Here is a 22,120-nt window from a genome sequence, read left to right as displayed (position 1 = left end):
GTCGCCAAGATCCTGAAGTAATTCGGATCTATTAAGCAGCACCCAACCAGCGAGGGCGTGATCCCGCCCTCGCGTCTCGTTCTTTAGGAAACGCCATGAAAAACCAAAAGATCCGCATCCGCTTGAAAGCCTTCGATTACAAGCTGATCGATCAATCGGCCGCCGAAATCGTCGACACCGCCAAGCGCACGGGCGCTGTCGTCCGCGGTCCGGTGCCGCTGCCCACGCGTATCCGTCGCTACGACGTTCTGCGTTCGCCGCACGTCAACAAGACGTCGCGTGACCAGTTCGAAATCCGTACCCATCAGCGCCTGATGGACATCGTTGATCCCACCGACAAGACCGTTGACGCCCTGATGCGTCTGGACCTGCCGGCCGGCGTCGACGTCGAAATCGCGCTGCAGTAAGACGCTCCGGGCCTGCTACCTTCGCCGGCAGGTTCGTAAAAAAATGGCCGCACTCCCTCGGGATTGCGGCCATTTTGTTTTCGCGTTCCGGCCCGAACGAGCATGTAAGCATGTGCTCACTACCTGCTCAAACGACGCAGGAAGGCAGCATGCCCGCCAGGCCGCGCAAACCGTGGCAAAAATGCCCACCGAGGCATGGCCTGAATCCGCTAAGTGCTTGTGCCGCTTAGAAAAAACATGCTAATATGCGAAGCTTGCCATTTTGTGGCAAGTCTAACTATGGACAAAGCCCAAGCCGCCTTGCTGTTTGAGGGCGCTGCGCCTAGTCCAGGTTGAACATAGTCGTAGGGCAAAGGCCGTTACCTTTTGCCTGATTAGCCCCGACCAATCGCAGTCGGGAATGGAGAAAACGATGTCGAATTCGACACCCACGCCCGCCGCTCACCGGCTGGGGCTGGTGGGTCGCAAGGTCGGCATGACCCGCATTTTTACCGAGGAAGGTGAATCCATCCCGGTGACCGTGCTGGACGTGTCCAACAACCGCGTGACCCAAGTTAAGTCGCTGGAAACCGACGGCTACGCCGCCATCCAGGTGGCTTATGGCACTCGTCGTGCCTCGCGTGTGGCTCAGCCGCAAACGGGCCACTACGCCAAGGCCGGCGCTGAAGCCGGTAGCATCCTCAAAGAATTCCGCCTTGATCCCGCTCGCGCCGCTGAATTTGCGGCCGGTTCCGTGATCGCCGTGGAATCCGTGTTCGAAGCCGGCCAACAGGTCGACGTCACGGGCACGACCATTGGTAAAGGCTTCGCCGGTACCATCAAGCGTCACAACTTCGGTTCGCAGCGCGCGTCGCACGGTAACTCCCGTTCGCACCGCGTTCCGGGCTCGATTGGTCAAGCACAAGATCCGGGCCGCATTTTCCCGGGTAAGCGCATGGCCGGTCACCTGGGTGACGTCACCCGCACCGTTCAAAACCTCGACGTCGTTCGCGTTGACGTTGAGCGCGGCCTGCTGCTGGTCAAGGGCGCTGTCCCCGGCCACGCTGGCGCCGACATCGTTGTGCGCCCGGCCATCAAGGCCCCGGCCAAGAAGGGAGCGTAAGTAAATGGATCTCAAGCTCCTGAACGACCAAGGTCAGGCCGCTGCTACGTTCAGCGCGCCGGACACGATCTTCGGCCGTGACTTCAACGAAGCGCTGATTCACCAGATCGTCGTGGCTTTCCAAGCCAACGCGCGTTCCGGCAATCGTGCTCAGAAGGACCGCACGGAAGTCAAGCACTCCACCAAGAAGCCCTGGCGTCAAAAGGGTACCGGCCGCGCTCGCGCTGGTATGACTTCGTCGCCGCTGTGGCGTGGTGGTGGTCGGACTTTCCCGAACTCGCCCGAAGAGAACTTCAGCCAGAAGGTCAACAAGAAGATGTACCGCGCCGGGATCCGTTCGATCCTGTCGCAGCTCGCTCGCGAAGACCGCATCGCCGTCGTTGAATCGTTTGATCTGGAATCGCCCAAGACCAAGGCTGCCGCTGCAAAGCTGAAGAGCCTGGGCCTGGACTCGGTCCTGATCATCACCGACAGCGTCGATGAAAATGTTTACCTCGCCACCCGCAACCTGCCGCACGTTGCCGTTGTCGAGCCCCGTTATGCCGATCCGTTGTCGCTGGTCCACTACAAGAAAGTGCTGATCACCAAGCCGGCCATCGCTCAACTCGAGGAGATGCTGGGATGAACGCTGAACGCTTGATGCAAGTCATTCTGGCTCCGATCGTGACCGAAAAGGCCACGTTCGTCGCTGAGAAGAATCAGCAAGTCGCTTTCCGTGTCGTGGCTGACGCTACCAAGCCGGAAATCAAGGCTGCCGTCGAACTGCTCTTCAAGGTGCAGGTCGAGTCCGTGCAGGTCCTCAACCGTAAGGGCAAAGTCAAGCGCTTTGGCCGATTCGTTGGCCGTCGCCGTAATGAGCGCAAGGCTTACGTCTCGCTCAAGGACGGCCAGGAAATCGACTTTGCGGAGGTGAAGTAAATGGCCCTCGTAAAAGTTAAGCCGACTTCGGCTGGCCGCCGTGGCATGGTGAAGGTTGTCAGCCCGAACCTGCACAAGGGTGAGCCCTACGCGCCGCTGCTCGAAAAGAAGACCCGTGGTTCTGGCCGTAACAACAACGGTCACATCACGATCCGTCATCGTGGCGGTGGTCACAAGCAGCACTACCGTATCGTCGACTTCCGTCGCGATAAGGACGGCATCCCGGCAAAGGTCGAGCGTCTGGAATATGACCCCAACCGTACGGCGCACATCGCTCTGCTGTGCTACGCAGACGGCGAACGTCGTTACATCATCGCTCCCCGTGGCCTGGAAGTCGGTGCGACCGTGCTGTCGGGCACCGATGCTCCGATCCGCGCTGGCAACACGCTGCCGATCCGCAACATCCCGGTCGGTACGACGATCCACTGCGTCGAAATGCTCCCCGGCAAGGGTGCCCAGATGGTCCGCTCGGCTGGCGCTTCTGCCGTCCTGCTGGCTCGCGAAGGCATCTACGCTCAGGTGCGTCTGCGCTCGGGTGAAGTCCGCCGTGTGCACATCGAATGCCGCGCCACCATCGGTGAAGTCGGTAACGAAGAACACAGCCTGCGCCAAATCGGCAAGGCCGGTGCAATGCGTTGGCGCGGTGTCCGCCCGACCGTTCGTGGCGTTGCCATGAACCCGGTGGATCACCCGCACGGTGGCGGCGAAGGCCGTACCGGTGAAGCACGCGAGCCGGTCAGCCCGTGGGGCACTCCGTCGAAGGGTTACAAGACCCGTCGCAACAAGCGGACGAACAATATGATCGTCCAACGGCGCAAGCGCAAGTAAGAGGCGAACACTATGTCACGTTCGATCAAGAAAGGCCCGTTTGTCGATGCTCACCTGATCAAAAAGGTGGACACGGCCGTCGCGGGCAAAGACAAGAAGCCGATCAAGACCTGGTCGCGTCGTTCCACGATCCTGCCCGAGTTCATCGGTCTGACGATCGCTGTGCACAACGGCAAGCAGCATGTTCCCGTTTATATCAACGAGAACATGGTCGGTCACAAGCTGGGCGAGTTCGCGCTGACCCGTACGTTCAAGGGTCACGCCGCGGACAAGAAGGCGAAGAGGTAAGCGATGGAAACTACTGCCATTATCCGTGGGGTTCACATCTCCGCTCAGAAGACCCGTTTGGTTGCGGACCTGATCCGTGGCCAGAAGGTCGGCCGTGCGCTGGAAATCCTCACCTTCTCGCCGAAGAAGGCTGCCGTCATCCTGAAGAAGGCTGTCGAGTCCGCCATCGCCAACGCCGAGCACAACGACGGCGCCGACATCGACGAACTGAAAGTCACCACGATCTTCGTGGACAAGGCTCAGTCGATGAAGCGCTTCTCCGCTCGCGCCAAGGGCCGCGGCAACCGTATCGAGAAGCAGACCTGCCACATCACGGTCAAGGTCGGAGCTTAAGGAGTCACGATGGGTCAGAAAATTCACCCCACTGGGTTCCGTCTCGCGGTCACCCGTAATTGGTCCTCGCGTTGGTTCGCCGACGACAAGGCCTTCGGCTCGATGCTGGCCGAAGACATTCGCGTTCGCGAGTACCTGAAGAAGAAGCTCAAGAGCGCCTCCGTTGGTCGCGTGATCATCGAGCGTCCCGCCAAGAATGCCCGCATCACCGTCTACTCGGCTCGTCCGGGCGTGGTGATCGGCAAGCGCGGCGAAGACATCGAAAGCCTGAAGGCTGATCTGCAGCGTCTGATGGGCGTGCCCGTGCACGTCAACATCGAAGAAATCCGCAAGCCGGAAACCGATGCTCAACTGATCGCCGACTCGATCTCGCAACAGCTCGAGAAGCGCATCATGTTCCGCCGCGCCATGAAGCGCGCGATGCAGAACGCCATGCGTCTGGGTGCCCAAGGCATCAAGATCATGAGCTCGGGCCGTCTGAACGGTATCGAAATTGCTCGCACCGAGTGGTATCGCGAAGGCCGTGTGCCGCTGCACACCCTCAAGGCCAACATCGACTACGGCACCTCCGAAGCCCACACCACGTACGGCGTGATCGGCATCAAGGTCTGGGTCTACAAGGGCGACATGCTGGCCAACGGCGAATTGCCGCCGGAAACCGCAGCCCCGCGTGAAGAAGAACGTCGTCCGCGCCGCGCTCCGCGTGGTGATCGTCCGGACGGTGCTCGCACCGGTCGTCCGGGTGGTCGTGGCCGCGCTCCCCGCAAGGCGGACGCTGCTCCGGCGCCTGAAGGAGAATAACCATGCTGCAACCCTCCCGCAGAAAGTATCGCAAAGAGCAGAAGGGCCGCAACACCGGTCTGGCGACTCGTGGCACCCACGTGTCGTTCGGCGAGTTCGGCCTGAAGGCTACCGGCCGTGGCCGTCTGACCGCCCGTCAGATCGAAGCTGCTCGTCGCGCCATCAATCGTCACATCAAGCGTGGCGGCCGTATCTGGATTCGCATTTTTCCGGATAAGCCCATCTCGCAGAAGCCTGCCGAAGTCCGTATGGGTAACGGTAAGGGCAACCCGGAGTACTGGGTTGCTGAAATCCAGCCCGGCAAGGTGCTCTACGAAATGGAAGGGGTTAGCGAAGAGCTCGCGCGTGAAGCTTTCCGCCTGGCCGCTGCCAAGCTGCCGATTTCGACCACGTTCGTCGCGCGTCATATCGGTGCTTAAGGAGTACTAACATGAAAGCTAGCGAACTCCGTTCGAAAGACGCCGCCGAGCTCGGCAAAGAGCTCGAAAGCCTGCTGAAGGCCCAATTCGGTCTGCGCATGCAGAAAGCCACGCAGCAACTGGCCAACACCAGCCAGCTGCGCAACGTGCGCCGCGACATCGCTCGCGTCCGCACCTTGCTGACCGAGAAGGCAGGGAAATAAAGATGAGCGAAACTCAAAACACCCAAGTGGCCAAGCGCCAGCGCACGCTGGTTGGCAAGGTCGTCAGCAACAAGATGGACAAGACTGTCGTCGTTCTGGTTGAGCGCCGCGTCAAGCACCCCATCTTTGGCAAGATCATCATGCGTTCCGCGAAGTACAAGGCGCACGATGAATCGAACCAGTACAACGAAGGCGATACGGTTGAAATCGCTGAAGGCCGTCCCATCTCGCGCTCGAAGTCGTGGCGTGTGGTGCGTCTGGTTGAAGCCGCACGTATCATCTAAGTGAAAGCTGCACCTCGGAACGGTTCGCCGTTCTGATATAAAACGGCAAGGGCCAAAACCCTTGCCGTTTTTTTTTTATGTCTTGCATGTGGGAATTCTGTAGGGAAGCATGGTCATCGTCCGCAAATCAGCCGGGTTCGCGATCGCCGCAACGTGCTGGATGGCAACGGCCGCCGGCGCCGCGTTTGCACAGGAGCGAGGCGCGCCCATGCCGTCCGCCGCCAGCGGCGCTCCTGGAGCGCGCGAGGCAGCCGTTCCTGGCACGTTTCCCGCTCCGATGCCGCCAGCAGGCTCTGCTACCGGCGTATCTGGCGCGGGCGCAACCGAGGGTTCAGCGCCTGCGGCAGCCGGTTCCATGTCAGCGCCGATGGATGCCACGACGCTCGGCAAGCAACTGCTCAACGCCGGGCCGGATCCTCGGGTTCAATTGGATGGAAGATCCAAAGATCATGCCGCCATCTTCGGTACCGAAGACGAGGACGAGCAGAGTTTGCTGGACCAGGAACGCGCATTGCAGGCGCAGCGAGACCAGCTGAAGGTGTTGGAGCGCGTGCTGAACGCCCCGCCGCCACATGCGGATCCGCACCCACCGGCCATGATTCCGCTGACCCCTGGCGGGCAAATGACCATGCCGCCCTTGATGCCCACGCCGTCGGGTTCTCAACTGAATCGCACCAGCAGTCAGACGCAGCGCAGCGTGGACGACATGCAGCGGCGCGTCGATGAACTGAGGCGTGGTGCCGATACGCTCAGGCAGAGCGGACGCTAGCCCAGGGCCTTAGGCCGGACGACAGACGCGCGGAACTCGATGTTGTTCCGCGGCGCTGCCTATGGGCGCCGAGCAAACTCCCGCAGCCGTCCGGCGACACCCGTCGGAAAGTAATACACCGACAACACGAACAGAATTCCGAGCCAGAGCAGCCAGCGGTCCGGCTCGAACAGCAAGGCCAGCGGGGGGATGCCCGCCACGACCTCATGCACGGCATGCAGGCCGTCCTGCAGATAGCTCTGCGCGAACACGAACAGGCTCGCACCGACCACTGCGCCGTACATGGTGCCCATTCCGCCGATCACGACCATCAGCAGGATGTTGAGCATGATCTCGAACGACAACGTCGTGTCCGGGCCGTTGTAGCGCAGCCAAAGCGCATACAGCGCGCCCGCCAAGGTCGCGAACGCCGCCGCAAGCAGGTTCGACAGGCTGCGGTAAAGCACCGTGCGGTAGCCGATCGCTTCGGCGCGGAAAGGGTTCTCGCGAATCGCCTGCAGCACGCGGCCGAACGGCGAATTCACGATGCGCAGCAACATCAGGAAGAGCACCACGCAGACCGCCGCGATCAGGTAGTAAGTGATGATCCGTCCGTCGACTGTAACGCCAAACAAGGGTTCGGAAAGAGGGCGGAATGCCGGCCGCAACATCTGCGGAACCTTGAAGTTCAGGCCGTCTTCGCCACCCGTCAGTTCCGACAACTGCGACACCAGCGTCTGAAACGCCGCGGCGACGGCCAAGGTGATCATCGCGTAGAAGATGGCGCGCACGCGTAGACTGGCCAGACCGATCAGCAAGGCGAAGGCGAGCGACACGGCCAGTCCGACCGCGGTCCCGGCAAACACCGCCGTCCAGCCGGGTTCCATGCGTATGCTGGCGATCGCCACGCCGTACGCGCCGATGCCAAAGAACATGGTGTGCGCGAAGCTGACGATGCCCGTGTAACCCAGCAGCAGGTCGTAGCTGGCAACCAGAACGATGAAGACGAGGATCTTCGCCGCGACGGCCAATGCCTTGGGGCCGGGAAACAGGAAGGGCGCCGCGGCCAGCGCGGCCACGATTGCCATGAGCAGCAGCGCCAGGATCGCGCTGCGCGGAGGATCGCCGGAAAGCAGGCGAAACGACATGTCGGCGGCTCCTAGCGGTTCGTGACGGGGTACACGCCTTGCGGGCGCCACAGCAAAATGGCGACCATCAGCGCGATGTTCGAGAAGAGGGCGGCCTTCGGCATCAGAAAGCCGGTGTAGTTGGCCATCAGCCCGACCAGCAGCGCGCCGATCAGGCAGCCCACCGTGGAGCCCAGGCCGCCGATCATGATGACGATGAAGATCAGCACGTTCACCTGCGCGCCCAACTGCGGCACGATGGATTGCTGGTACATCCCCCACAACACGCCGCCCAATCCGGCCAGCATCGACCCGGCAACGAATACCCCGACAAACAGATGCCGGATTCGGTAGCCCAGGCTTTCGACCATCTCACGGTCTTCGACGCCGGCGCGGATCAGCAGGCCAAGCTTGGTGCGGTTCAACACCCACAACATGCCGCCCAGCACGATCAGACCGACCACCAGCGCCACCACGCGATACTTCTCGAGGGCGGCGTCGCCCAGCAGGAACGCGCCGCGCAGGGATTCGGGCAACGGCAACGTGATCGTTTGCGGTCCCCACATCATCTTGATGATTTCTTCGCCGATGATCATGCCGCCCATCGTGATGAGGATCTGCTTCAGATGCTGGCCGTAGACCGGCCGCACGATCACGCGCTCAAACGCCAGGCCAACGGCGCCCGCCACCAGCATGCCCACGATCATGGCTGGCAGCACGGCGACCAGATTGGTCCACAGGCTGCCGGACTGCGTCCAGTCAGCCATGGAACCCAGCACGGTGGCCGCCATGTAGGCGCCGATGGCAATGAACAGGCCGTGGCCGAAATTGAGCACGTCCATCAGGCCGAAGACGAGCGTCATGCCGGACGCCACGATGAAGATGATCATGCCCATCGCCAGCCCGGCGAAGGTCAGCGTGACCCAGGTGGAAAACGACCCGACCAGGGGCAGGGCGATGATGGCCAGCGCCAGCACCAGCAGCACAGGCATAAGATCGGCGCGTGCGCGCGGCAGCGGCGCATCGATGTCCAGCGTACTCATTGGTGGCTTCCCAGTGACAGGCCCAAAAGGCGTGTCTGCAGCGCCTCGTCCGCGGCCAGGTCGGCCATGGCGCCTGCGTGCACGACCTGGCCGTTGTCCATGATTGCCGCGTAGTCGCCAACGCGGCGGGCAAAGTTGAAGTTTTGCTCGACCAGCAGGATGGTGGTGCTGGACTGTTTGAGTTCGATGAACGCGTCGATCATGTTCTGGATGATGGCCGGCGCCAGACCCTTGCTGGGTTCGTCGACCAGCAGCAGGCGCCGCGGCTCGATGATCGCGCGCGCCATCGCCAGCATCTGCTTTTGCCCGCCCGACAGTTTGCCGGCGGGGTGCAGCCAGAACTTCTTGAGCGCCGGAAAGAACCCGAAGATCCATTCCAGCCGGGCGGTGTCCAGTTGCGCGGCATTTCTGGCAAGGCGTGCCGCGAGCAGAATGTTCTCCTTGACGGACAGGTCGCCGAAGATGCCCATGTTCTCGGGCACATAAGCCATGCCCATGCGCGCCATGTCGGGTGGCGACGTGCGCGTGCCGGGTCCGCCGATCGGCTTGGCGTCCAGGCAGACCTGGCCCTGCGATGCGCGCCACAATCCCATGATGGTGCGCAGCGTCGTCGTCTTGCCCGCGCCATTGCGCCCCAGCAGCATGGTGACCGCCGATGCCGGCACCGACAGGTTCACGCCGTGCAGGATGTGATATGCGCCGATATGCGTGTGCACGTCCTTCAATTCCAGAAGCGGTTGCGCGGTCATGCCGCCTCCTGCGCGCTGATGCCCAGGTACGCCTGCTGCACGATGGGCGAGGCAATCACGGTGGCCGGATCGCCGTCGGCCATCAGCCGCCCGTTGTGCAGCACGACGATGCGGTCCGCCAGCTCGCGCACGACATCCATCTTGTGCTCGACGAGCAGAATGGTCTTGGACGCGTCGGCCTTCAGCTCGCGGATGAGGTCCAGCACGACAGGTACGTCGTCCACACTCATGCCGGCGGTAGGTTCGTCGAACATGAACACCGAAGGCTCCAGCGCGATGAGCATTGCGATCTCCAGTTTGCGCTGGTCGCCATGGGGCAGGTCGGCGGCGGGTTGGTCGCGGCGGGCGGTCAGCCGTGTGCGTGCGAGCAGGGCATCGGCACGCTCCATGAGACCGCGATCGTCGCGCCACGTGCGCCAGAACCGGATGTGGCGCCAACCCATGCCCTGTTGCCGAGACTGCAGGGCAAGCCGCACGTTTTCGTGAACGCTCAGCCGGGGGAATAGCTGCGTCAGCTGAAATGCGCGGCCTAGCCCCGCGTGCATGCGGGCCGGCGCGGACAGCGTGGTCAGATCGCGTCCGTTCAATGTCACGGTGCCGGCACTGGCGCGCAACTGCCCCGAAATCAGATTGAAGTACGTCGTCTTGCCGGCGCCGTTCGGGCCGACGATGGCGGTCAAGGTGCCGGGCGCGTAGACGCAACTGACATCATTGACCGCCACATGACCGCCGAAGCGAACGGTGAGCGAATGGGTCTCAAGCATGAGCGGCGGGAATCAGCGCTTGTTCTGGATAGGCACGGCCATCTGGTCCGGCGTGATTTCCTTGACCAGGTCCTGGACTGCCCATGGCACCGAGGGATCGTTCTTGATCCGGAAGTGATACATCGACTGCATGGCCTGATGGTCCTCGGGCCGGAACGTCATCTTGCCCTTGGGCGTATCGAAGCTCATGCCTTCCATCGCCTTGATGAGCTTGTCGGTATCTGAATCGCCGCCGGTCTTGTTCAACGCGGCAACGATCGCAATGCCCGACGCCATGCCGCCCGCGGTGAAGAAATCAGGAGGTTGGCCGAAACGCTTCTGATGCTCGGCCACGAGCCAATCATTGACCGCGTTCTTGGGGATGCCGTAGTAGTAATACGTGGCGCCTTCCATGCCCGCCAGGGATTTGAGCGGCGTCATGGCGGTCAGCGTGTTGCCGCCCGTGGCGATCTCGATGCCGTAGCGCTTGGGATCCAGATCGGCGATCTTGAACGGATTGCCGGCGCCTGCCCACAGGATGAAGATGATCTTGCGGCCGGGCTTGTCCTTCAGCGCGTCGAACAGCCGCTGCGCGCCGGCCGTGAAGTCGGTCGCGTTGGCCGGCAGGTATTCTTCGTGCACGATCTTGGCGTTCTTGAGCGCGCCCTTAAAGGCCTTGACGCCGTCGCGGCCAAAGGCATAGTCCTGCGCCAGCATGGCGATCGACGTGCCTTCCTGGTCGAACGCCACGGCGTTGGCGATGGCGTCCTGCGAGGAGTTGCGGCCGGTGCGGAAGATGTACTTGTTCCACTTCTCGCCGGTAATGGAATCGGCCACCGCCGGCTCCACCAGCAGGATCTTTTCGTATTCCTCCGCGATCGGCAGCATGGCCAGCGCCACGCCCGACGACGTCGGACCGACCGCGATGTCGGCGTTGTCGTCGGCATAGGCGGACGCGAGCTGCGCGCGGGCCACGTCGGGCTTGCCCTGGTTGTCTTTCTCGATGACGCGGATCTTGCGCCCGGCCACCGTCATGGTGCCTTGCGTGGCGTATTCCAGCCCCAGCATCAGGCCGTTCTGGGTCTGCTTGGCGTAGGCTTCCAGCGGGCCGGTCTTGTCATAGACGTGGGCGACCACGAAGTCCTTTGCCGCCAGCGCGGAACTCATGCACAGGCTGGCCATGGCGGCGAGCAGAATGCGTTTCATGGATGTCTCCTGGTGTCAGTGGGCGCGTGCGGCCGTGTCGTCCGGCCTGGCGAGAAATTGACGGATGGGTTCGATCTGGGCGGGCACGTTCAGCGCGGGGGCGTGCCCGCAATCGGGAAAGTCGATGCGCTGTGCGCGGGGGCCGCGCTGCGTCATGGCGTGCGCAACGTCGGGCAGCAGCAGGTCCGATTCGGCGCCGCGCAAAAGCAACGTCGGCATGCGCAGCGTGTCGTAGCCGGCCCACCGGTCATAGTCGTTCGGGTGATGGCTGAACTGTCCGACGATGGCCGGATCGTAATGGGCGGTGACGCGGCCGTCGGGCAGGCGGCGCACCGACGTTTCCGCCATCCGGCGCCACTGATCGTCGCTCTGCCAGCCATAGGGTTTGTAGGCGGCGCGCAGCCAGGCTTCGAGCTCCGTCACCGTGTCGAAGGCCGGCGGGTTGCCGGCATAGGCCAGGATGCGCTCGACGGCAGGCTGCGGCAGTTCCGGTCCGATGTCGTTGACGACCAGGTGCGAAATGCGATCACGCAACGTGGTCGCGGCCGCATGCATGCCGGTCGCGCCGCCCATGGACGTTCCCACCCAGCGCACGCGAGCCAGCGATAGGCCGTCCAGCAGGGCGCGCGCCAACGTGGCGTAGAAGTCGAGCCGGTACTCGCCGACCGGATCGGGGCTCCATTGCGACAGGCCGCGCCCGATCGCGTCGGGACAGATCACGCGGTAGTCGCCGGCCAGTGCCTGCGCCAGCTCGTCAAAGTCTCGGCCGGTGCGGGCCAGGCCATGCCACATGATGATGGGCGGCGCGTCAGAAGCGCCCCAGTCCGTGTAGTGCAACTCGCGCCCTGCGCAGCGCAGATAGCGCGACGCCGGCGTATGGCGCGCGGTTGCCGACCCTGCCTCGTCCATGCGTCTCCTCCCGGTTTGTCCAGGTTGTGTGCTTATCGGGCTGAATATAGACTTGCGGCAAGCGCGCCCACAATGCGCCGGCCACCCCACAGCAGGGTGAGTCAACAATATGTAGACGCAAGATCAATTTGCGCAGCCCCCAGGAGACCGTGCCATGCCAGATACGGAATTCGCCATTTCGGCCAGCGCCGGCGCCGACCGGCGCGATGCGTGGCGCGCGGCGCTGGCCGATGCTTTCGGGCCGTTCGAGGTGCATGGCGGCAAACCCGGTCATTTCGCGGGCCATGTCCGCTATGCGCGACGCGCCAGCCTTCAATTCAACGATCTGCATTACCAGGGCCAGCGGCTGGAACGCACGCCGGGCAACGTGTCGCGGCTGGATCAGGAGTTCTACACCTTCGGCCTGCCGCTGGCCGGTCCGCTGGCAGTGCGACAAGCGGGCCGGGAATTCCAGGTGGAACCGGGTTGCGTGTATCTGATGAACCAGAGCCTGCCGTATCAGGCGACCGCGAACGGCGCGGCGGGCTACCGCAGCCTGAGCGTCTCGTTCCCGCGCAGTGCACTGTCGCAGCGGGACTCACGCATCGGCGCCTTCTACAAGCTGCGCACCGACGACGGGTCGCCGCGCGGCGCGCTGCTGGCCGGCTACATGGATCACCTGTTCAAAGGCATGGACGGCTGGTCCGAGACCGAAGCCGCCGAGCTGGGCGAGCGTCTGATCGACCTCATCGTGCTCTTCCTGGTGCAGCCGGGACAGGGACAGGTCTCGGAGGCGGACAGCAGCGTCACGGTGGCGCACAGAGCGCGTGTGCTGGCTTATATCCGCCAGCATCTCGCCGACCCGGATCTGTCTCCCGCGCGGGTGGCGCAGGGCTGCGGCGTGTCGGTCGCCTATCTGCACCGCATCCTGCGCGCGGGCGGGTTGTCGGTGGAGTCGTTCATCTTCGAGCAGCGGCTGGACCGGTGCCGCGAACTGCTGCTGGACGTGCGGCACCGCCATCGCGGCATCGCCGAGCTGGCGTATCAGGTGGGTTTCTCTCATCCTTCGCATTTCAGCCGGCTGTTCAAGCAGCGCTTCGGCATGACGCCGCGGGACCTGCGCGCGGGCGGGCGCGCCTTATAGGCGTGAACGCGGAACGTTGCGCGCCAGGCAATGCCGCCAAACAAAAACGGCCCGCTTGATCAGCGGGCCGTTGGCCTTTCGGAACCTTCGAATCAGGCTTAGAACGGCGAAGGCTGGTTGGACAGGTTGACGATGCTGTTGGTCGTCAGATCCAGGCGGATGTGCTCGGACGGCGCACCGTTGGCGAGCTTGAGCATGATCGCCATCAGCGGCTTGAAGCGCGCCTTGAACAGGTCTGCGGGCGTGTTGGCGTCGCTGACGTTGTTGCCGTTCATCTGCACGGCGGCGTTGGTCTGGTTCAGTGCTTGAGCCAGCAGCTTGTACTGGCTGGCGCGCTGCGCCGGGATATCGGTAAACGCGAGGTCGCCGGCATTGGCCAGGCGCACGAAGTCCCCGGCCATCTCCAGCGCCGTCCACTGCGCGAAGTCCGCCAGCTGCATGCCGTTGGCCTGGGCCAAGGCTTGCGCGCGCGATTGCGCGTTGGCGGCATCCGCGGCATAGGCCGGATTGCTGGCGCCGCTGCCGCCGCTGTCAGACAGGCATGCAAAGAACGCGGGCGTCAGATTGTTCTGATCGCCGGTGTTCGCCAATTCCTTGAGCGTGACCGTCGTCTGCAGTTGCGACAACGCCAGCAGGTCGGCGCCCGTCAGCGGGCTCTTGACCAGCTCGCGCATCTCGCAGCGCCAGTCGTCGTTCAGCAAGCGCAGGCGCACCAGTTCGCTCATGTAGCGGTAGGTGAAATCGCCGTAGTCCTTGGCGTCCAGGATGGACACGTCCCAGCGCGGCGGCACGGTGTAGGCGTTTTCCGCGCGGTACAGGTCGAACAGCTCATCGAAGCGCGGCACCTTGTCCAGGCGGATGGTCTGCACTTCGATCTCATCGGCGCTCTGCAGCGTCATGAGCTTGTACGCGGGCACATAGGCGGCCATGGAGGGCGCCTGGATGTTGAAGAGCGCGTGGTCGCCGCCGTAGTTGCGCAGCGCCATGTCGTTGAAGTGCATGTGGCCGCCCACGTGCACCTTCAAACCGGTCTCGGCCAGCGCGCGCGTGGTGTTCTCCGCGGGGCGGCGGATCATCTGCATCTTGTTCGCGCCAAGCAGCGCTTCGATGTCGTCGGACGCGCCATTGAAGAACTCGGACATCGGAAAGTGGCTGAAGGCGATGACCTGCTTGCCCTGCGCCTTGCCGCGCGCCACCACGTCGGTCAGCCACGTGATGACGTGCGCCTTGTGGGTCAGCATCTTGTTGTAGCCCTGGTCACCCGAGCCGGTGAAGTCGTTGGCGCCCGGACCCGTCGGCACGTAGACGTTGGCATCCAGGCCCACCAGCCACACGCCCTCGACGGGCTCGACCACGTACGACGTGTCGGGCACCATCTTGCACAGCGTGTAGTTCTGCGGCTTGTTCGGACCGCCGGTGCCTTCGGCGCAGATCTCGTACTGACGGTTGATCCAGTTGGCTTGCGAGACCGCCGTGGCGTAATCGTAGTCTTCGTACTTGTAGGTGCTGTACGGGGTTTCGTAATACACGTTCTGCGGCTGCGGCATGAAGCCATGCTGCTCGAGCGCGGTCGTGATGCCCGAGTAGCCCATGTGCAGCACTTCCTCGGTGCAATAGGTGTTGCCGATGCGCGTCCAGTCGCCGCTGTAGGCGGTGTTGCATACGTTCGCGCCGCGGCTGTAGATCGGCTGCGAGAAGCCGATTGCGCCCGTCACGGGATCCAGGCCAAGGTAGTCGCCCTTGCCCGCGGGCTGGTTGAAGGGGCGGTTGGGGTCATGGTTGCCGGGCGCGGCAAAGAACTGGATGCCGTGCTTCTTCGAATAGTCGTCCATGATCTTGACCAGGCCGCGCATGTGCACAGGCTGGCCGTCGTCCGAGAAGTCGCCCGGCAGTGCGATGTACTTCACGCCGCGTTTCACGGCGTCGTCCAGCGCGGCCAGGAAGGCGAAGTAGTTTTCGTTGAAGAGGCGCGTGGACGTCAGCTGCGCGTACATCGTGCGGATGGTCGCGTTGTCGCCGGCCTTCGGGTTGGGGATGCCGGGGAACGAGCCGTCCTTGAAGTCCGCGTAGACATCATGGAAGTGGATGTCGGGCATGAACGCGACCTGCACGGGGGCGGGCGGCTGCGCGGGCGTTTCGACCGGGGGCGGCGTCTCGGCAACGGGCGGTGGCGTGCCATCGTCCTTGTCGCCGCCGCAAGCGGCGAGCAGGGCAACGAGCAGCAGGGAGGCTGCGGCGCGGACGGGGCGGGAAGGGCGAAGCGTCATCGAGGGCGGAATCCACGGGTCAGTGCGGCGGCGGTCGCGCATGGGCGTTGGCCATGCGGAAGCGGCCGCCACGGTTAAGCGATTTGGGTCAGCTGCTGGGGTCAGCTGCTTGTAAGCGGGCCCAATGCTCACTGAGCCGCATGACAGCGTCATGAATCCTTGACCGGTCCGCGCCACACGACAGACAAAAAAAAGCCCCGCACGCCAGGTGCGGGGCTTTGCTTTGCGATGGCCGCAGGATCAGACGTGCGTGATGAACTTGGTGACCAGATAGCCCTCGAAGGTCTCCGTGCCGCCTTCGCTGCCGATGCCGCTGTCCTTGATGCCGCCGAAGGGCGTCTCGGCCAGGGCGCTGCCGAAGTGATTGATGTTGACCATGCCGGCTTCCAGGCCGTTGGACACTTTGGTCGCGGTCTTCAGCGAATTCGTGAACACGTACGAGGACAGGCCGAAGGGTAGGCTGTTGGCGCGGCGCAGCACCTCGTCAGTGTCTTTGAAACGGACGACGGGCGCCACGGGGCCGAACGGCTCTTCGGTCATCAGCATGGCGTTGTCGGGCAGTTCCGTGACCACGGTCGGCGCAAAGAAGAAGCCCTTGCGGTCCAGCGGACCGCCGCCCACCACCACCTTGGCGCCGTGCTTCTTGGCGTCGTCGATGAAGGCGCTCATGGCGGGCACGCGGCGTTCATGCGCCAGCGGTCCCATCTCGGTGCCGGCTTCCAGGCCGTCGCCGACCTTGATGTTCTTGAGGACCTCAGAGAACCGCGCCAGGAACTGCTCGTACGCGCCGTCCTGCACGTAGAAGCGGGTGGGCGACACGCAGACCTGGCCCGCGTTGCGCACCTTGAACTTGGCCAGCATCTCGGCGGCGCGGTCGATGTCCGCGTCGTCGAACACCAGCACGGGCGAGTGGCCGCCCAGTTCCATGGTGACGCGCTTCATGTGCGCGCCTGCCAGCGCCGCAAGCTGCTTGCCGACCGGAACGGAGCCGGTGAACGACACCTTGCGCACGATCGGCGAACGGATCAGGTAATCGGAGATGGTGGCGGGTTCGCCCCAGACGATGTTCAGGCAGCCCTTGGGCAGACCCGCATCGTGGAACATGCGCGCAATCGCCATGACCGCGCTGGGCGAATCCTCGGGACCCTTGAGCACGACCGTGCAGCCGGCGCCGATGGCGGCGGCGATCTTGCGGATGGCTTGGTTGTACGGGAAGTTCCAGGGCGTGAAGGCGGCGCAGACGCCGATGGGTTCGCGCACCACGATCTGGCGCACATCCGGATTGCGCGGCTGGATGACGCGTCCGTAAATGCGGCGGCATTCCTCAGCGTGCCAGTCGGCATGTTCCGCGCAGGAGCTGACTTCGCCCACGGCTTCCGCCAGCGGCTTGCCCTGGTCCAGCGTCATGTTGCGGCCGATCTCCTGGGCGCGCTCTCGCGACAGCGTGGCGACCTTGCGCAGGATCGCCGAGCGGTCCATGGGCGAGGACTTCTTCCACGATTCGAAGGCGCGCTGGGCAGCGGCAAGGGCGCGGTCCAGATCGGCTTGCGTGGCGTGAGGCAGCTGGCCCAGCACCTCGAGCGTGGCGGGGTTGATGACGTCCTGGGTGCGCCTGCCCTCGCCGGCGACGAATTCGCCGTCGATATACAGCGCCAACTGTTCATACATGCCTGTCGTTCCTTGCGTAATAGGAATGGGTAGCCAAGGGCGAGAGCGACCGCTGTCGCCCACGGCAGTCTAAACCAGCTTCCCCGCAGTGGAAGGAGCCAATCCCGGCCGCGGGCTTGGGTCCATTGGCGTGCCAAGTGCCGGCACGCGTGCCACCGTGGACAAGCGCATCGCCGTGGACAAAAATGAGGAATCTTCGGCTGTCATCCGTATATCCATCGTGCAACCCATCGATGCGCGTCCGGCCGCCAAGCCCAGCTTCTATTCGCGGGTTGTTTTCCGCTTCATTGACTGGCTGCGTCAGCGCATTGCGCAGGCCTCGCTGGTCGGCGACAAGCCGATATTCCAGAACAGCCAGTTCCCGTGGGTTGCCACCCTCGAAGCGCGGGCGCCTGCCATTCGGGCCGAACTGATGAGCCTGCTGGCCGACCGCCAGGCGCTTCCGGCCTTCCACGAACTCTCCCCGGACGTGGGCATGATCACCTCCGACGACCGATGGAAGACGTTCGTCTTCCTGGGCTATGGCCTGCGCTCTGAACGCAACCTTGCCCGATGTCCGTCCACCGCGCGCGCCCTGCAGGACATCCCGGGCCTGCGCACTGCCTTCTTCTCCATCCTCGAAGCCGGCAAGCGCATCCCGCTGCACACGGGGCCGTACAACGGCGTGCTGCGCCTGCACCTCGGCCTGGTCGTCCCCGACCCGCCCGAACGCTGCTGGATAGAAGTCGGTGGCCAGCGCTATAGCTGGCGCGAAGGACAGGCGGTGGTCTTTGACGACCTGTATCCCCACGAGGTGCACAACGACACCGGCGGCGTCAGAGCCGTGCTTTTCGTGGATTTCGAGCGTCCCTGCCGAGCTCCTGTAAAATGGCTAAATCGCCTTGTGCTCATGGCCGCGCCGTTCACGGACGAAATCCGTCGCGGCAAGGCAAATCATGACGCCTGGGAGAAGGGCTACTACCGCCAGAAATAGGGGCGGATGGCCCGACAAACCGACCCCCTTGACAGGGGGCGTGGTCTTTTGTGCGCAATCCCAACAAAGTGCTTGCGCTCAAAAATTAACCACGTTAGAATTATCAGCTTTCCCAGATTGTCGATTCACTTAGCCGAAGGTAAGGTGAGCGCGTCGGGGGGAATACCCGCAGGATTTCAACCCAGGGTCGTTGCGTTGCCACCAGTTGCTGGTCCAGATAGTACGGACTTGCCGACAAAAAAGCAGGGCGGCTGACCTGACGGGACCAAAACTGGCAGGAATTGCAGTGTTCCCTTGTTGGGAAAACCGTATTTCCAGTTAAGTTGGAACAGGAAAAATCATGATCCAAATGCAGACCACGCTGGACGTGGCCGATAACACTGGTGCGCGTCATGTCATGTGCATTAAGGTGCTCGGTGGCTCCAAGCGCCGTTATGCCGGTATCGGCGACATCATCAAGGTGAGCGTCAAAGATGCGGCTCCGCGCGGACGCGTCAAGAAAGGCGAAATTTACAATGCCGTGGTGGTTCGTACCGCCAAGGGCGTGCGCCGTAAAGACGGTTCGCTGATTCGTTTCGGTGGCAATGCCGCCGTGTTGCTCAACGCCAAGCTGGAGCCTATCGGCACCCGCATCTTCGGACCCGTTACGCGTGAACTGCGTACCGAGAAGTTCATGAAGATCGTGTCGCTGGCCCCGGAAGTGCTGTAAGGAGCCCTACGATGAACAACATTCGTAAAGGCGACGAAGTCATCGTCCTGACCGGCCGCGACAAGAAGCGTCGTGGCACGGTGCTGGCCCGCGTTGGCGCCGACCACGTCCTGGTCGAAGGCGTCAACGTTGCCAAGAAGCACGTGAAAGCCAACCCGATGGCTAATAACCCGGGCGGGATTGTCGAAAAGACCATGCCGATCCACATCTCGAATGTGGCGCTCTTCAACCCCGCAACCGGTCGTGGCGACCGCGTGGGCGTTCAAGAAGTCGAAGGTCGCAAGGTCCGCGTGTTCCGTTCCAATGGTGCCGTTGTCGGCGCCAAGGCGTAAGGGGCGATAGACATGTCTCGTTTGCAAGATTTCTACAAGAGCAAGGTCGCTGGCGACCTGCAGGCCAAGTTTGGCTACAAGAGCGCAATGGAAGTGCCGCGCATCACCAAGATCACCCTGAACATGGGTGTCTCGGAAGCGGTCTCCGACAAGAAAGTCATCGAGCACGCTGTGTCGGATCTGACCAAGATCGCCGGCCAGAAGCCCGTCGTGACGAAGACCAAGAAGGCTATCGCCGGTTTCAAGATCCGCGAAAACTACCCGATTGGTTGCATGGTCACGCTGCGTGGTCAACGCATGTACGAATTCCTGGATCGCCTGGTGGCGGTTGCGCTGCCTCGCGTGCGCGACTTCCGCGGTATCTCGGGTCGTGCGTTCGACGGCCGTGGCAACTACAACATCGGGGTGAAAGAGCAGATCATTTTCCCCGAAATCGAGTACGACAAGATCGACGCGCTGCGTGGGCTGAACATCAGCATCACCACCTCCGCGAAGACCGACGAAGAAGCCAAGGCGCTGTTGACGGCCTTCAGCTTCCCGTTCCGTAACTAAGGGGCTGATGACGTGGCTAAACTTTCCCTCATCAATCGCGACATCAAGCGCGCCAAGCTGGCTGACAAGTTCGCTGCCAAGCGCGCTGAGTTGAAGGCGATCATCGACGACCAGTCGAAGACCGACGAAGAACGTTACCAAGCTCGGCTCAAGCTGCAACAGCTGCCGCGCAATGCCAACCCGACGCGTCAACGCAACCGCTGCGTGGTTACCGGTCGTCCTCGCGGCGTGTTCCGCAAGTTCGGCCTGACGCGCCACAAACTGCGTGAAATGGCGATGAAGGGTGAAATCCCCGGCATCACCAAGGCCAGCTGGTAGGAGAAACAATATGAGCATGAGCGATCCCATCGCCGATATGCTGACCCGCATTCGCAATGCGCAGCAAGTGGACAAAGTTACGGTGAGCATGCCCTCCTCGAAGCTGAAGGCGGCTATTGCCGCTGTGCTGAAAGACGAAGGCTACATCGACAGCTTTGAAATCAAGGGCACCCAGGCCAAGCCTGAGCTCGAGATCACCCTGAAGTACTACGCTGGCCGTCCGGTCATCGAGCGCATCGAACGCGTCTCGCGCCCTGGTCTGCGTATCTACAAGGGCCGTACCAGCATTCCTCAGGTCATGAACGGCCTGGGCGTGGCTATCGTTTCAACCTCGCGCGGCGTCATGACCGACCGTAAGGCTCGCGCCAACGGCGTCGGCGGCGAAGTGCTGTGCTACGTGGCCTAAGGAGAAATTCGAATGTCACGTATCGCTAAGTATCCGGTCGAACTGCCCAAGGGTGTCGAAGCTGACATCAAGCAGGATCAGATCACTGTCAAGGGCCCGCTGGGCTCCCTGACCCAACCCCTGACTGGCGACGTCACGATCTCGCTGGACGGTGGCAAGCTCACGTTTGCCGCTGCCAACGATTCCCGTCACGCCAACGCCATGTCGGGCACCGTGCGCGCGCTCGTGGCCAACATGGTCAACGGCGTGAGCAAGGGATTCGAGCGCAAGCTGAACCTGGTCGGCGTGGGTTACCGCGCCTCGGTTCAAGGCGACGCCGTTAAGCTGCAGCTCGGTTTCTCGCACGACGTTTTGCATCAGTTGCCGGCCGGTATCAAGGCCGAATGCCCCACCCAGACGGAAATCGTCATCAAGGGCTCCAACAAGCAAGTCGTCGGTCAGGTGGCCGCTGAAATCCGCGCGTACCGCGAACCCGAACCCTACAAGGGCAAGGGCGTGCGTTACTCGGACGAACGCGTCGTCATCAAAGAAACCAAGAAGAAATAACGGCGCACGCAAGGACGAATCATGGACAAAAAAGTTTCCCGTTTGCGTCGTGCGGTTCCGACTCGCCGGAAGATCAACGAGCTGCGCGTTCATCGCCTCTCGATTTTCCGCTCGAACCAGCACATCTACGCCAACATCATTTCGCCGGAAGGCGATCGCGTTCTGGTCAGCGCCTCGACGGTGGAAGCCGAAGTGCGTGCGCAACTGGCCGGCCAAACCGGTCAGGGTGGCAACAAAGCCGCTGCGACGCTGGTTGGCAAGCGCGTGGCCGAAAAGGCCAAGGCTGCCGGTATCGAACTGGTCGCTTTCGATCGCTCGGGCTTTCGTTACCATGGCCGCGTCAAGGCGCTGGCCGATGCCGCGCGTGAAGCCGGCCTGAAGTTCTAAGCGAGGATCTGTCAAATGGCTAAAGTACAAGGCAAGAACGCCGCGGAAAAAGAGAACGATGACGGCCTCCGCGAAAAGATGATCGCGGTCAACCGCGTGAGCAAAGTGGTCAAGGGTGGTCGCACCATGAGCTTTGCCGCGCTGACCGTGGTTGGCGATGGCGATGGCCGCATCGGCATGGGTAAGGGCAAGGCGCGTGAAGTGCCGGTGTCCGTTCAGAAGGCTATGGAACAGGCCCGTCGCGGCATGTTCAAGGTCGCTCTGAAGAACGGCACGCTGCACCACACCGTGGTCGGCAAGCATGGCGCCGCTACCGTGCTGATTTCGCCCGCTGCTGAAGGTACTGGCGTTATCGCCGGCGGCCCGATGCGCGCTATTTTCGAAGTGATGGGTGTGCGTAACGTGGTTGCCAAGAGCCTGGGCTCGAGCAACCCCTACAACATGGTTCGCGCCACGTTGAACGGCCTGCGCGCCTCCCTGACCCCGGCCGATGTTGCTGCCAAGCGCGGCAAGACGGTCGAAGAGATCCTGGGGTAAATCATGGCTCAGAAGCAGATCAAAGTGACCCTCGTGCGCTCGGTGATCGGTACCAAGCAATCGCACCGTGATACGGTTCGCGGTTTGGGCTTGGGCCGCATCAACAGCAGCCGCGTGCTGGTCGATACGCCCGAGGTGCGTGGGATGATCCGTAAGGTGGATTATCTCGTTTCCGTCTCGGAAGCCTAAGGAAT

The 22,120-nt window shown here is 62.8% G+C and carries 31 protein-coding genes; 23 read left to right on the top strand and 8 right to left on the bottom strand.

Annotated features, from left to right (window positions below; genetic code table 11):
- Window positions 1-95 precede the first annotated feature (95 nt).
- The 12 genes from rpsJ to B3098_RS03595 all read left to right on the top strand — a co-directional run bounded on the left by rpsJ (window position 96) and on the right by B3098_RS03595 (window position 6,352).
- On the top strand, window positions 96-407 hold the full coding sequence (rpsJ, locus tag B3098_RS03650; protein WP_003806903.1) for a 30S ribosomal protein S10: 312 nt from the start codon (window positions 96-98) through the stop codon (window positions 405-407).
- A gap of 412 nt (window positions 408-819) precedes the next feature.
- Window positions 820-1,509 carry a 50S ribosomal protein L3 gene (gene rplC / locus B3098_RS03645; protein ID WP_008168945.1) on the top strand — a complete coding sequence of 230 codons (690 nt, stop codon included), beginning with the start codon at window positions 820-822 and terminating at the stop codon, window positions 1,507-1,509.
- A 4-nt stretch (window positions 1,510-1,513) separates the two neighbouring features.
- Window positions 1,514-2,134, top strand: a complete 621-nt coding sequence (rplD, locus tag B3098_RS03640) for a 50S ribosomal protein L4 (protein WP_008168948.1) — start codon at window positions 1,514-1,516, stop codon at window positions 2,132-2,134.
- Complete coding sequence (rplW, locus tag B3098_RS03635) at window positions 2,131-2,427, top strand: 50S ribosomal protein L23 (protein ID WP_006216557.1); 297 nt, start codon at window positions 2,131-2,133, stop codon at window positions 2,425-2,427. Before rplD ends, rplW begins: the two co-directional genes overlap by 4 nt.
- Complete coding sequence (gene rplB, locus B3098_RS03630; RefSeq protein ID WP_056327037.1) at window positions 2,428-3,255, top strand: 50S ribosomal protein L2; 828 nt, start codon at window positions 2,428-2,430, stop codon at window positions 3,253-3,255.
- 12 nt (window positions 3,256-3,267) lie between these two features.
- Window positions 3,268-3,543: a 30S ribosomal protein S19 gene (gene rpsS, locus B3098_RS03625; RefSeq protein ID WP_006216555.1), complete on the top strand. Its 276-nt coding sequence runs from the start codon at window positions 3,268-3,270 to the stop codon at window positions 3,541-3,543.
- Between the two features lie 3 nt (window positions 3,544-3,546).
- On the top strand, window positions 3,547-3,876 hold the full coding sequence (gene rplV / locus B3098_RS03620) for a 50S ribosomal protein L22 (RefSeq protein WP_006227021.1): 330 nt from the start codon (window positions 3,547-3,549) through the stop codon (window positions 3,874-3,876).
- A gap of 9 nt (window positions 3,877-3,885) precedes the next feature.
- Complete coding sequence (gene rpsC / locus B3098_RS03615; protein ID WP_008168950.1) at window positions 3,886-4,677, top strand: 30S ribosomal protein S3; 792 nt, start codon at window positions 3,886-3,888, stop codon at window positions 4,675-4,677.
- A 2-nt stretch (window positions 4,678-4,679) separates the two neighbouring features.
- A complete protein-coding gene (gene rplP / locus B3098_RS03610) occupies window positions 4,680-5,096 on the top strand; it encodes a 50S ribosomal protein L16 (protein WP_006389610.1) in 417 nt (138 codons plus the stop codon).
- Between the two features lie 11 nt (window positions 5,097-5,107).
- A complete protein-coding gene (gene rpmC, locus B3098_RS03605; protein WP_003806912.1) occupies window positions 5,108-5,299 on the top strand; it encodes a 50S ribosomal protein L29 in 192 nt (63 codons plus the stop codon).
- Window positions 5,300-5,301: 2 nt separating this feature from the next.
- Window positions 5,302-5,583, top strand: a complete 282-nt coding sequence (gene rpsQ / locus B3098_RS03600; RefSeq protein ID WP_006216549.1) for a 30S ribosomal protein S17 — start codon at window positions 5,302-5,304, stop codon at window positions 5,581-5,583.
- Window positions 5,584-5,938: 355 nt separating this feature from the next.
- Window positions 5,939-6,352 (top strand): hypothetical protein, encoded by a 414-nt coding sequence (locus tag B3098_RS03595; RefSeq protein ID WP_286891724.1) that lies wholly within the window; start codon window positions 5,939-5,941, stop codon window positions 6,350-6,352.
- Between the two features lie 59 nt (window positions 6,353-6,411).
- Here the strand turns inward: B3098_RS03595 and B3098_RS03590 are convergent, their stop codons facing one another.
- The 6 genes from B3098_RS03590 to B3098_RS03565 are packed head-to-tail and all read right to left on the bottom strand — an operon-like array spanning window position 6,412 to window position 12,108.
- Window positions 6,412-7,479 (bottom strand): branched-chain amino acid ABC transporter permease, encoded by a 1,068-nt coding sequence (locus B3098_RS03590; RefSeq protein ID WP_286891722.1) that lies wholly within the window; start codon window positions 7,477-7,479, stop codon window positions 6,412-6,414.
- 11 nt (window positions 7,480-7,490) lie between these two features.
- Window positions 7,491-8,501, bottom strand: coding sequence for a branched-chain amino acid ABC transporter permease (locus B3098_RS03585; RefSeq protein ID WP_286891720.1), 1,011 nt, complete (start codon window positions 8,499-8,501; stop codon window positions 7,491-7,493).
- Complete coding sequence (locus tag B3098_RS03580; RefSeq protein WP_175124788.1) at window positions 8,498-9,250, bottom strand: ABC transporter ATP-binding protein; 753 nt, start codon at window positions 9,248-9,250, stop codon at window positions 8,498-8,500. The genes B3098_RS03585 and B3098_RS03580 overlap by 4 nt, the downstream gene beginning before the upstream one ends.
- Complete coding sequence (locus tag B3098_RS03575) at window positions 9,247-10,014, bottom strand: ABC transporter ATP-binding protein (RefSeq protein ID WP_286891718.1); 768 nt, start codon at window positions 10,012-10,014, stop codon at window positions 9,247-9,249. Before B3098_RS03575 ends, B3098_RS03580 begins: the two co-directional genes overlap by 4 nt.
- 12 nt (window positions 10,015-10,026) lie before the next feature.
- Window positions 10,027-11,199: a substrate-binding domain-containing protein gene (locus tag B3098_RS03570; protein ID WP_286891716.1), complete on the bottom strand. Its 1,173-nt coding sequence runs from the start codon at window positions 11,197-11,199 to the stop codon at window positions 10,027-10,029.
- Window positions 11,200-11,214: 15 nt separating this feature from the next.
- On the bottom strand, window positions 11,215-12,108 hold the full coding sequence (locus B3098_RS03565; protein ID WP_175136925.1) for an alpha/beta fold hydrolase: 894 nt from the start codon (window positions 12,106-12,108) through the stop codon (window positions 11,215-11,217).
- Between the two features lie 154 nt (window positions 12,109-12,262).
- On the opposite strand from B3098_RS03565, the gene B3098_RS03560 reads away from it, so the two are divergent.
- A complete protein-coding gene (locus B3098_RS03560) occupies window positions 12,263-13,231 on the top strand; it encodes a helix-turn-helix domain-containing protein (protein WP_286891714.1) in 969 nt (322 codons plus the stop codon).
- 98 nt (window positions 13,232-13,329) lie between these two features.
- On the opposite strand, the gene B3098_RS03555 is transcribed toward B3098_RS03560, so the two are convergent.
- Complete coding sequence (locus tag B3098_RS03555) at window positions 13,330-15,498, bottom strand: metallophosphoesterase (protein WP_286891712.1); 2,169 nt, start codon at window positions 15,496-15,498, stop codon at window positions 13,330-13,332.
- Window positions 15,499-15,738: 240 nt separating this feature from the next.
- Complete coding sequence (locus B3098_RS03550; RefSeq protein ID WP_286891710.1) at window positions 15,739-17,166, bottom strand: NAD-dependent succinate-semialdehyde dehydrogenase; 1,428 nt, start codon at window positions 17,164-17,166, stop codon at window positions 15,739-15,741.
- Window positions 17,167-17,386: 220 nt separating this feature from the next.
- On the opposite strand from B3098_RS03550, the gene B3098_RS03545 reads away from it, so the two are divergent.
- From B3098_RS03545 to rpmD, 10 genes are all read left to right on the top strand, one after another.
- Complete coding sequence (locus B3098_RS03545; RefSeq protein ID WP_286891786.1) at window positions 17,387-18,139, top strand: aspartyl/asparaginyl beta-hydroxylase domain-containing protein; 753 nt, start codon at window positions 17,387-17,389, stop codon at window positions 18,137-18,139.
- 340 nt (window positions 18,140-18,479) lie between these two features.
- On the top strand, window positions 18,480-18,848 hold the full coding sequence (gene rplN / locus B3098_RS03540) for a 50S ribosomal protein L14 (protein ID WP_006216531.1): 369 nt from the start codon (window positions 18,480-18,482) through the stop codon (window positions 18,846-18,848).
- Between the two features lie 11 nt (window positions 18,849-18,859).
- Entirely contained in the window at window positions 18,860-19,180 is a 321-nt protein-coding gene (gene rplX / locus B3098_RS03535) for a 50S ribosomal protein L24 (protein ID WP_008168975.1), read from the top strand.
- A gap of 12 nt (window positions 19,181-19,192) precedes the next feature.
- Entirely contained in the window at window positions 19,193-19,732 is a 540-nt protein-coding gene (gene rplE, locus B3098_RS03530; protein ID WP_008168978.1) for a 50S ribosomal protein L5, read from the top strand.
- 12 nt (window positions 19,733-19,744) lie between these two features.
- Window positions 19,745-20,050: a 30S ribosomal protein S14 gene (gene rpsN / locus B3098_RS03525; protein ID WP_006216527.1), complete on the top strand. Its 306-nt coding sequence runs from the start codon at window positions 19,745-19,747 to the stop codon at window positions 20,048-20,050.
- Window positions 20,051-20,060: 10 nt separating this feature from the next.
- Window positions 20,061-20,456 (top strand): 30S ribosomal protein S8, encoded by a 396-nt coding sequence (rpsH, locus tag B3098_RS03520; RefSeq protein WP_006216525.1) that lies wholly within the window; start codon window positions 20,061-20,063, stop codon window positions 20,454-20,456.
- 12 nt (window positions 20,457-20,468) lie between these two features.
- The gene (rplF, locus tag B3098_RS03515; RefSeq protein WP_062838799.1) at window positions 20,469-21,002 is read left to right on the top strand and encodes a 50S ribosomal protein L6; all 534 of its coding nucleotides are present in this window, start codon (window positions 20,469-20,471) and stop codon (window positions 21,000-21,002) included.
- 21 nt (window positions 21,003-21,023) lie between these two features.
- Window positions 21,024-21,389 (top strand): 50S ribosomal protein L18, encoded by a 366-nt coding sequence (gene rplR / locus B3098_RS03510; RefSeq protein ID WP_008168985.1) that lies wholly within the window; start codon window positions 21,024-21,026, stop codon window positions 21,387-21,389.
- Between the two features lie 15 nt (window positions 21,390-21,404).
- Entirely contained in the window at window positions 21,405-21,926 is a 522-nt protein-coding gene (rpsE, locus tag B3098_RS03505; RefSeq protein ID WP_008168987.1) for a 30S ribosomal protein S5, read from the top strand.
- 3 nt (window positions 21,927-21,929) lie between these two features.
- The gene (rpmD, locus tag B3098_RS03500) at window positions 21,930-22,115 is read left to right on the top strand and encodes a 50S ribosomal protein L30 (protein ID WP_006216520.1); all 186 of its coding nucleotides are present in this window, start codon (window positions 21,930-21,932) and stop codon (window positions 22,113-22,115) included.
- The last annotated feature ends 5 nt before the right edge of the window (window positions 22,116-22,120 follow it).

Origin of the sequence: Achromobacter sp. UBA2119 (genome assembly GCF_002331005.1) — a bacterium.
Lineage (GTDB): Bacteria > Pseudomonadota > Gammaproteobacteria > Burkholderiales > Burkholderiaceae_B > Achromobacter > Achromobacter animicus.
Note: the sequence above shows the minus strand (reverse complement) of the source record. Positions and strands in the feature narration are given on the sequence as shown.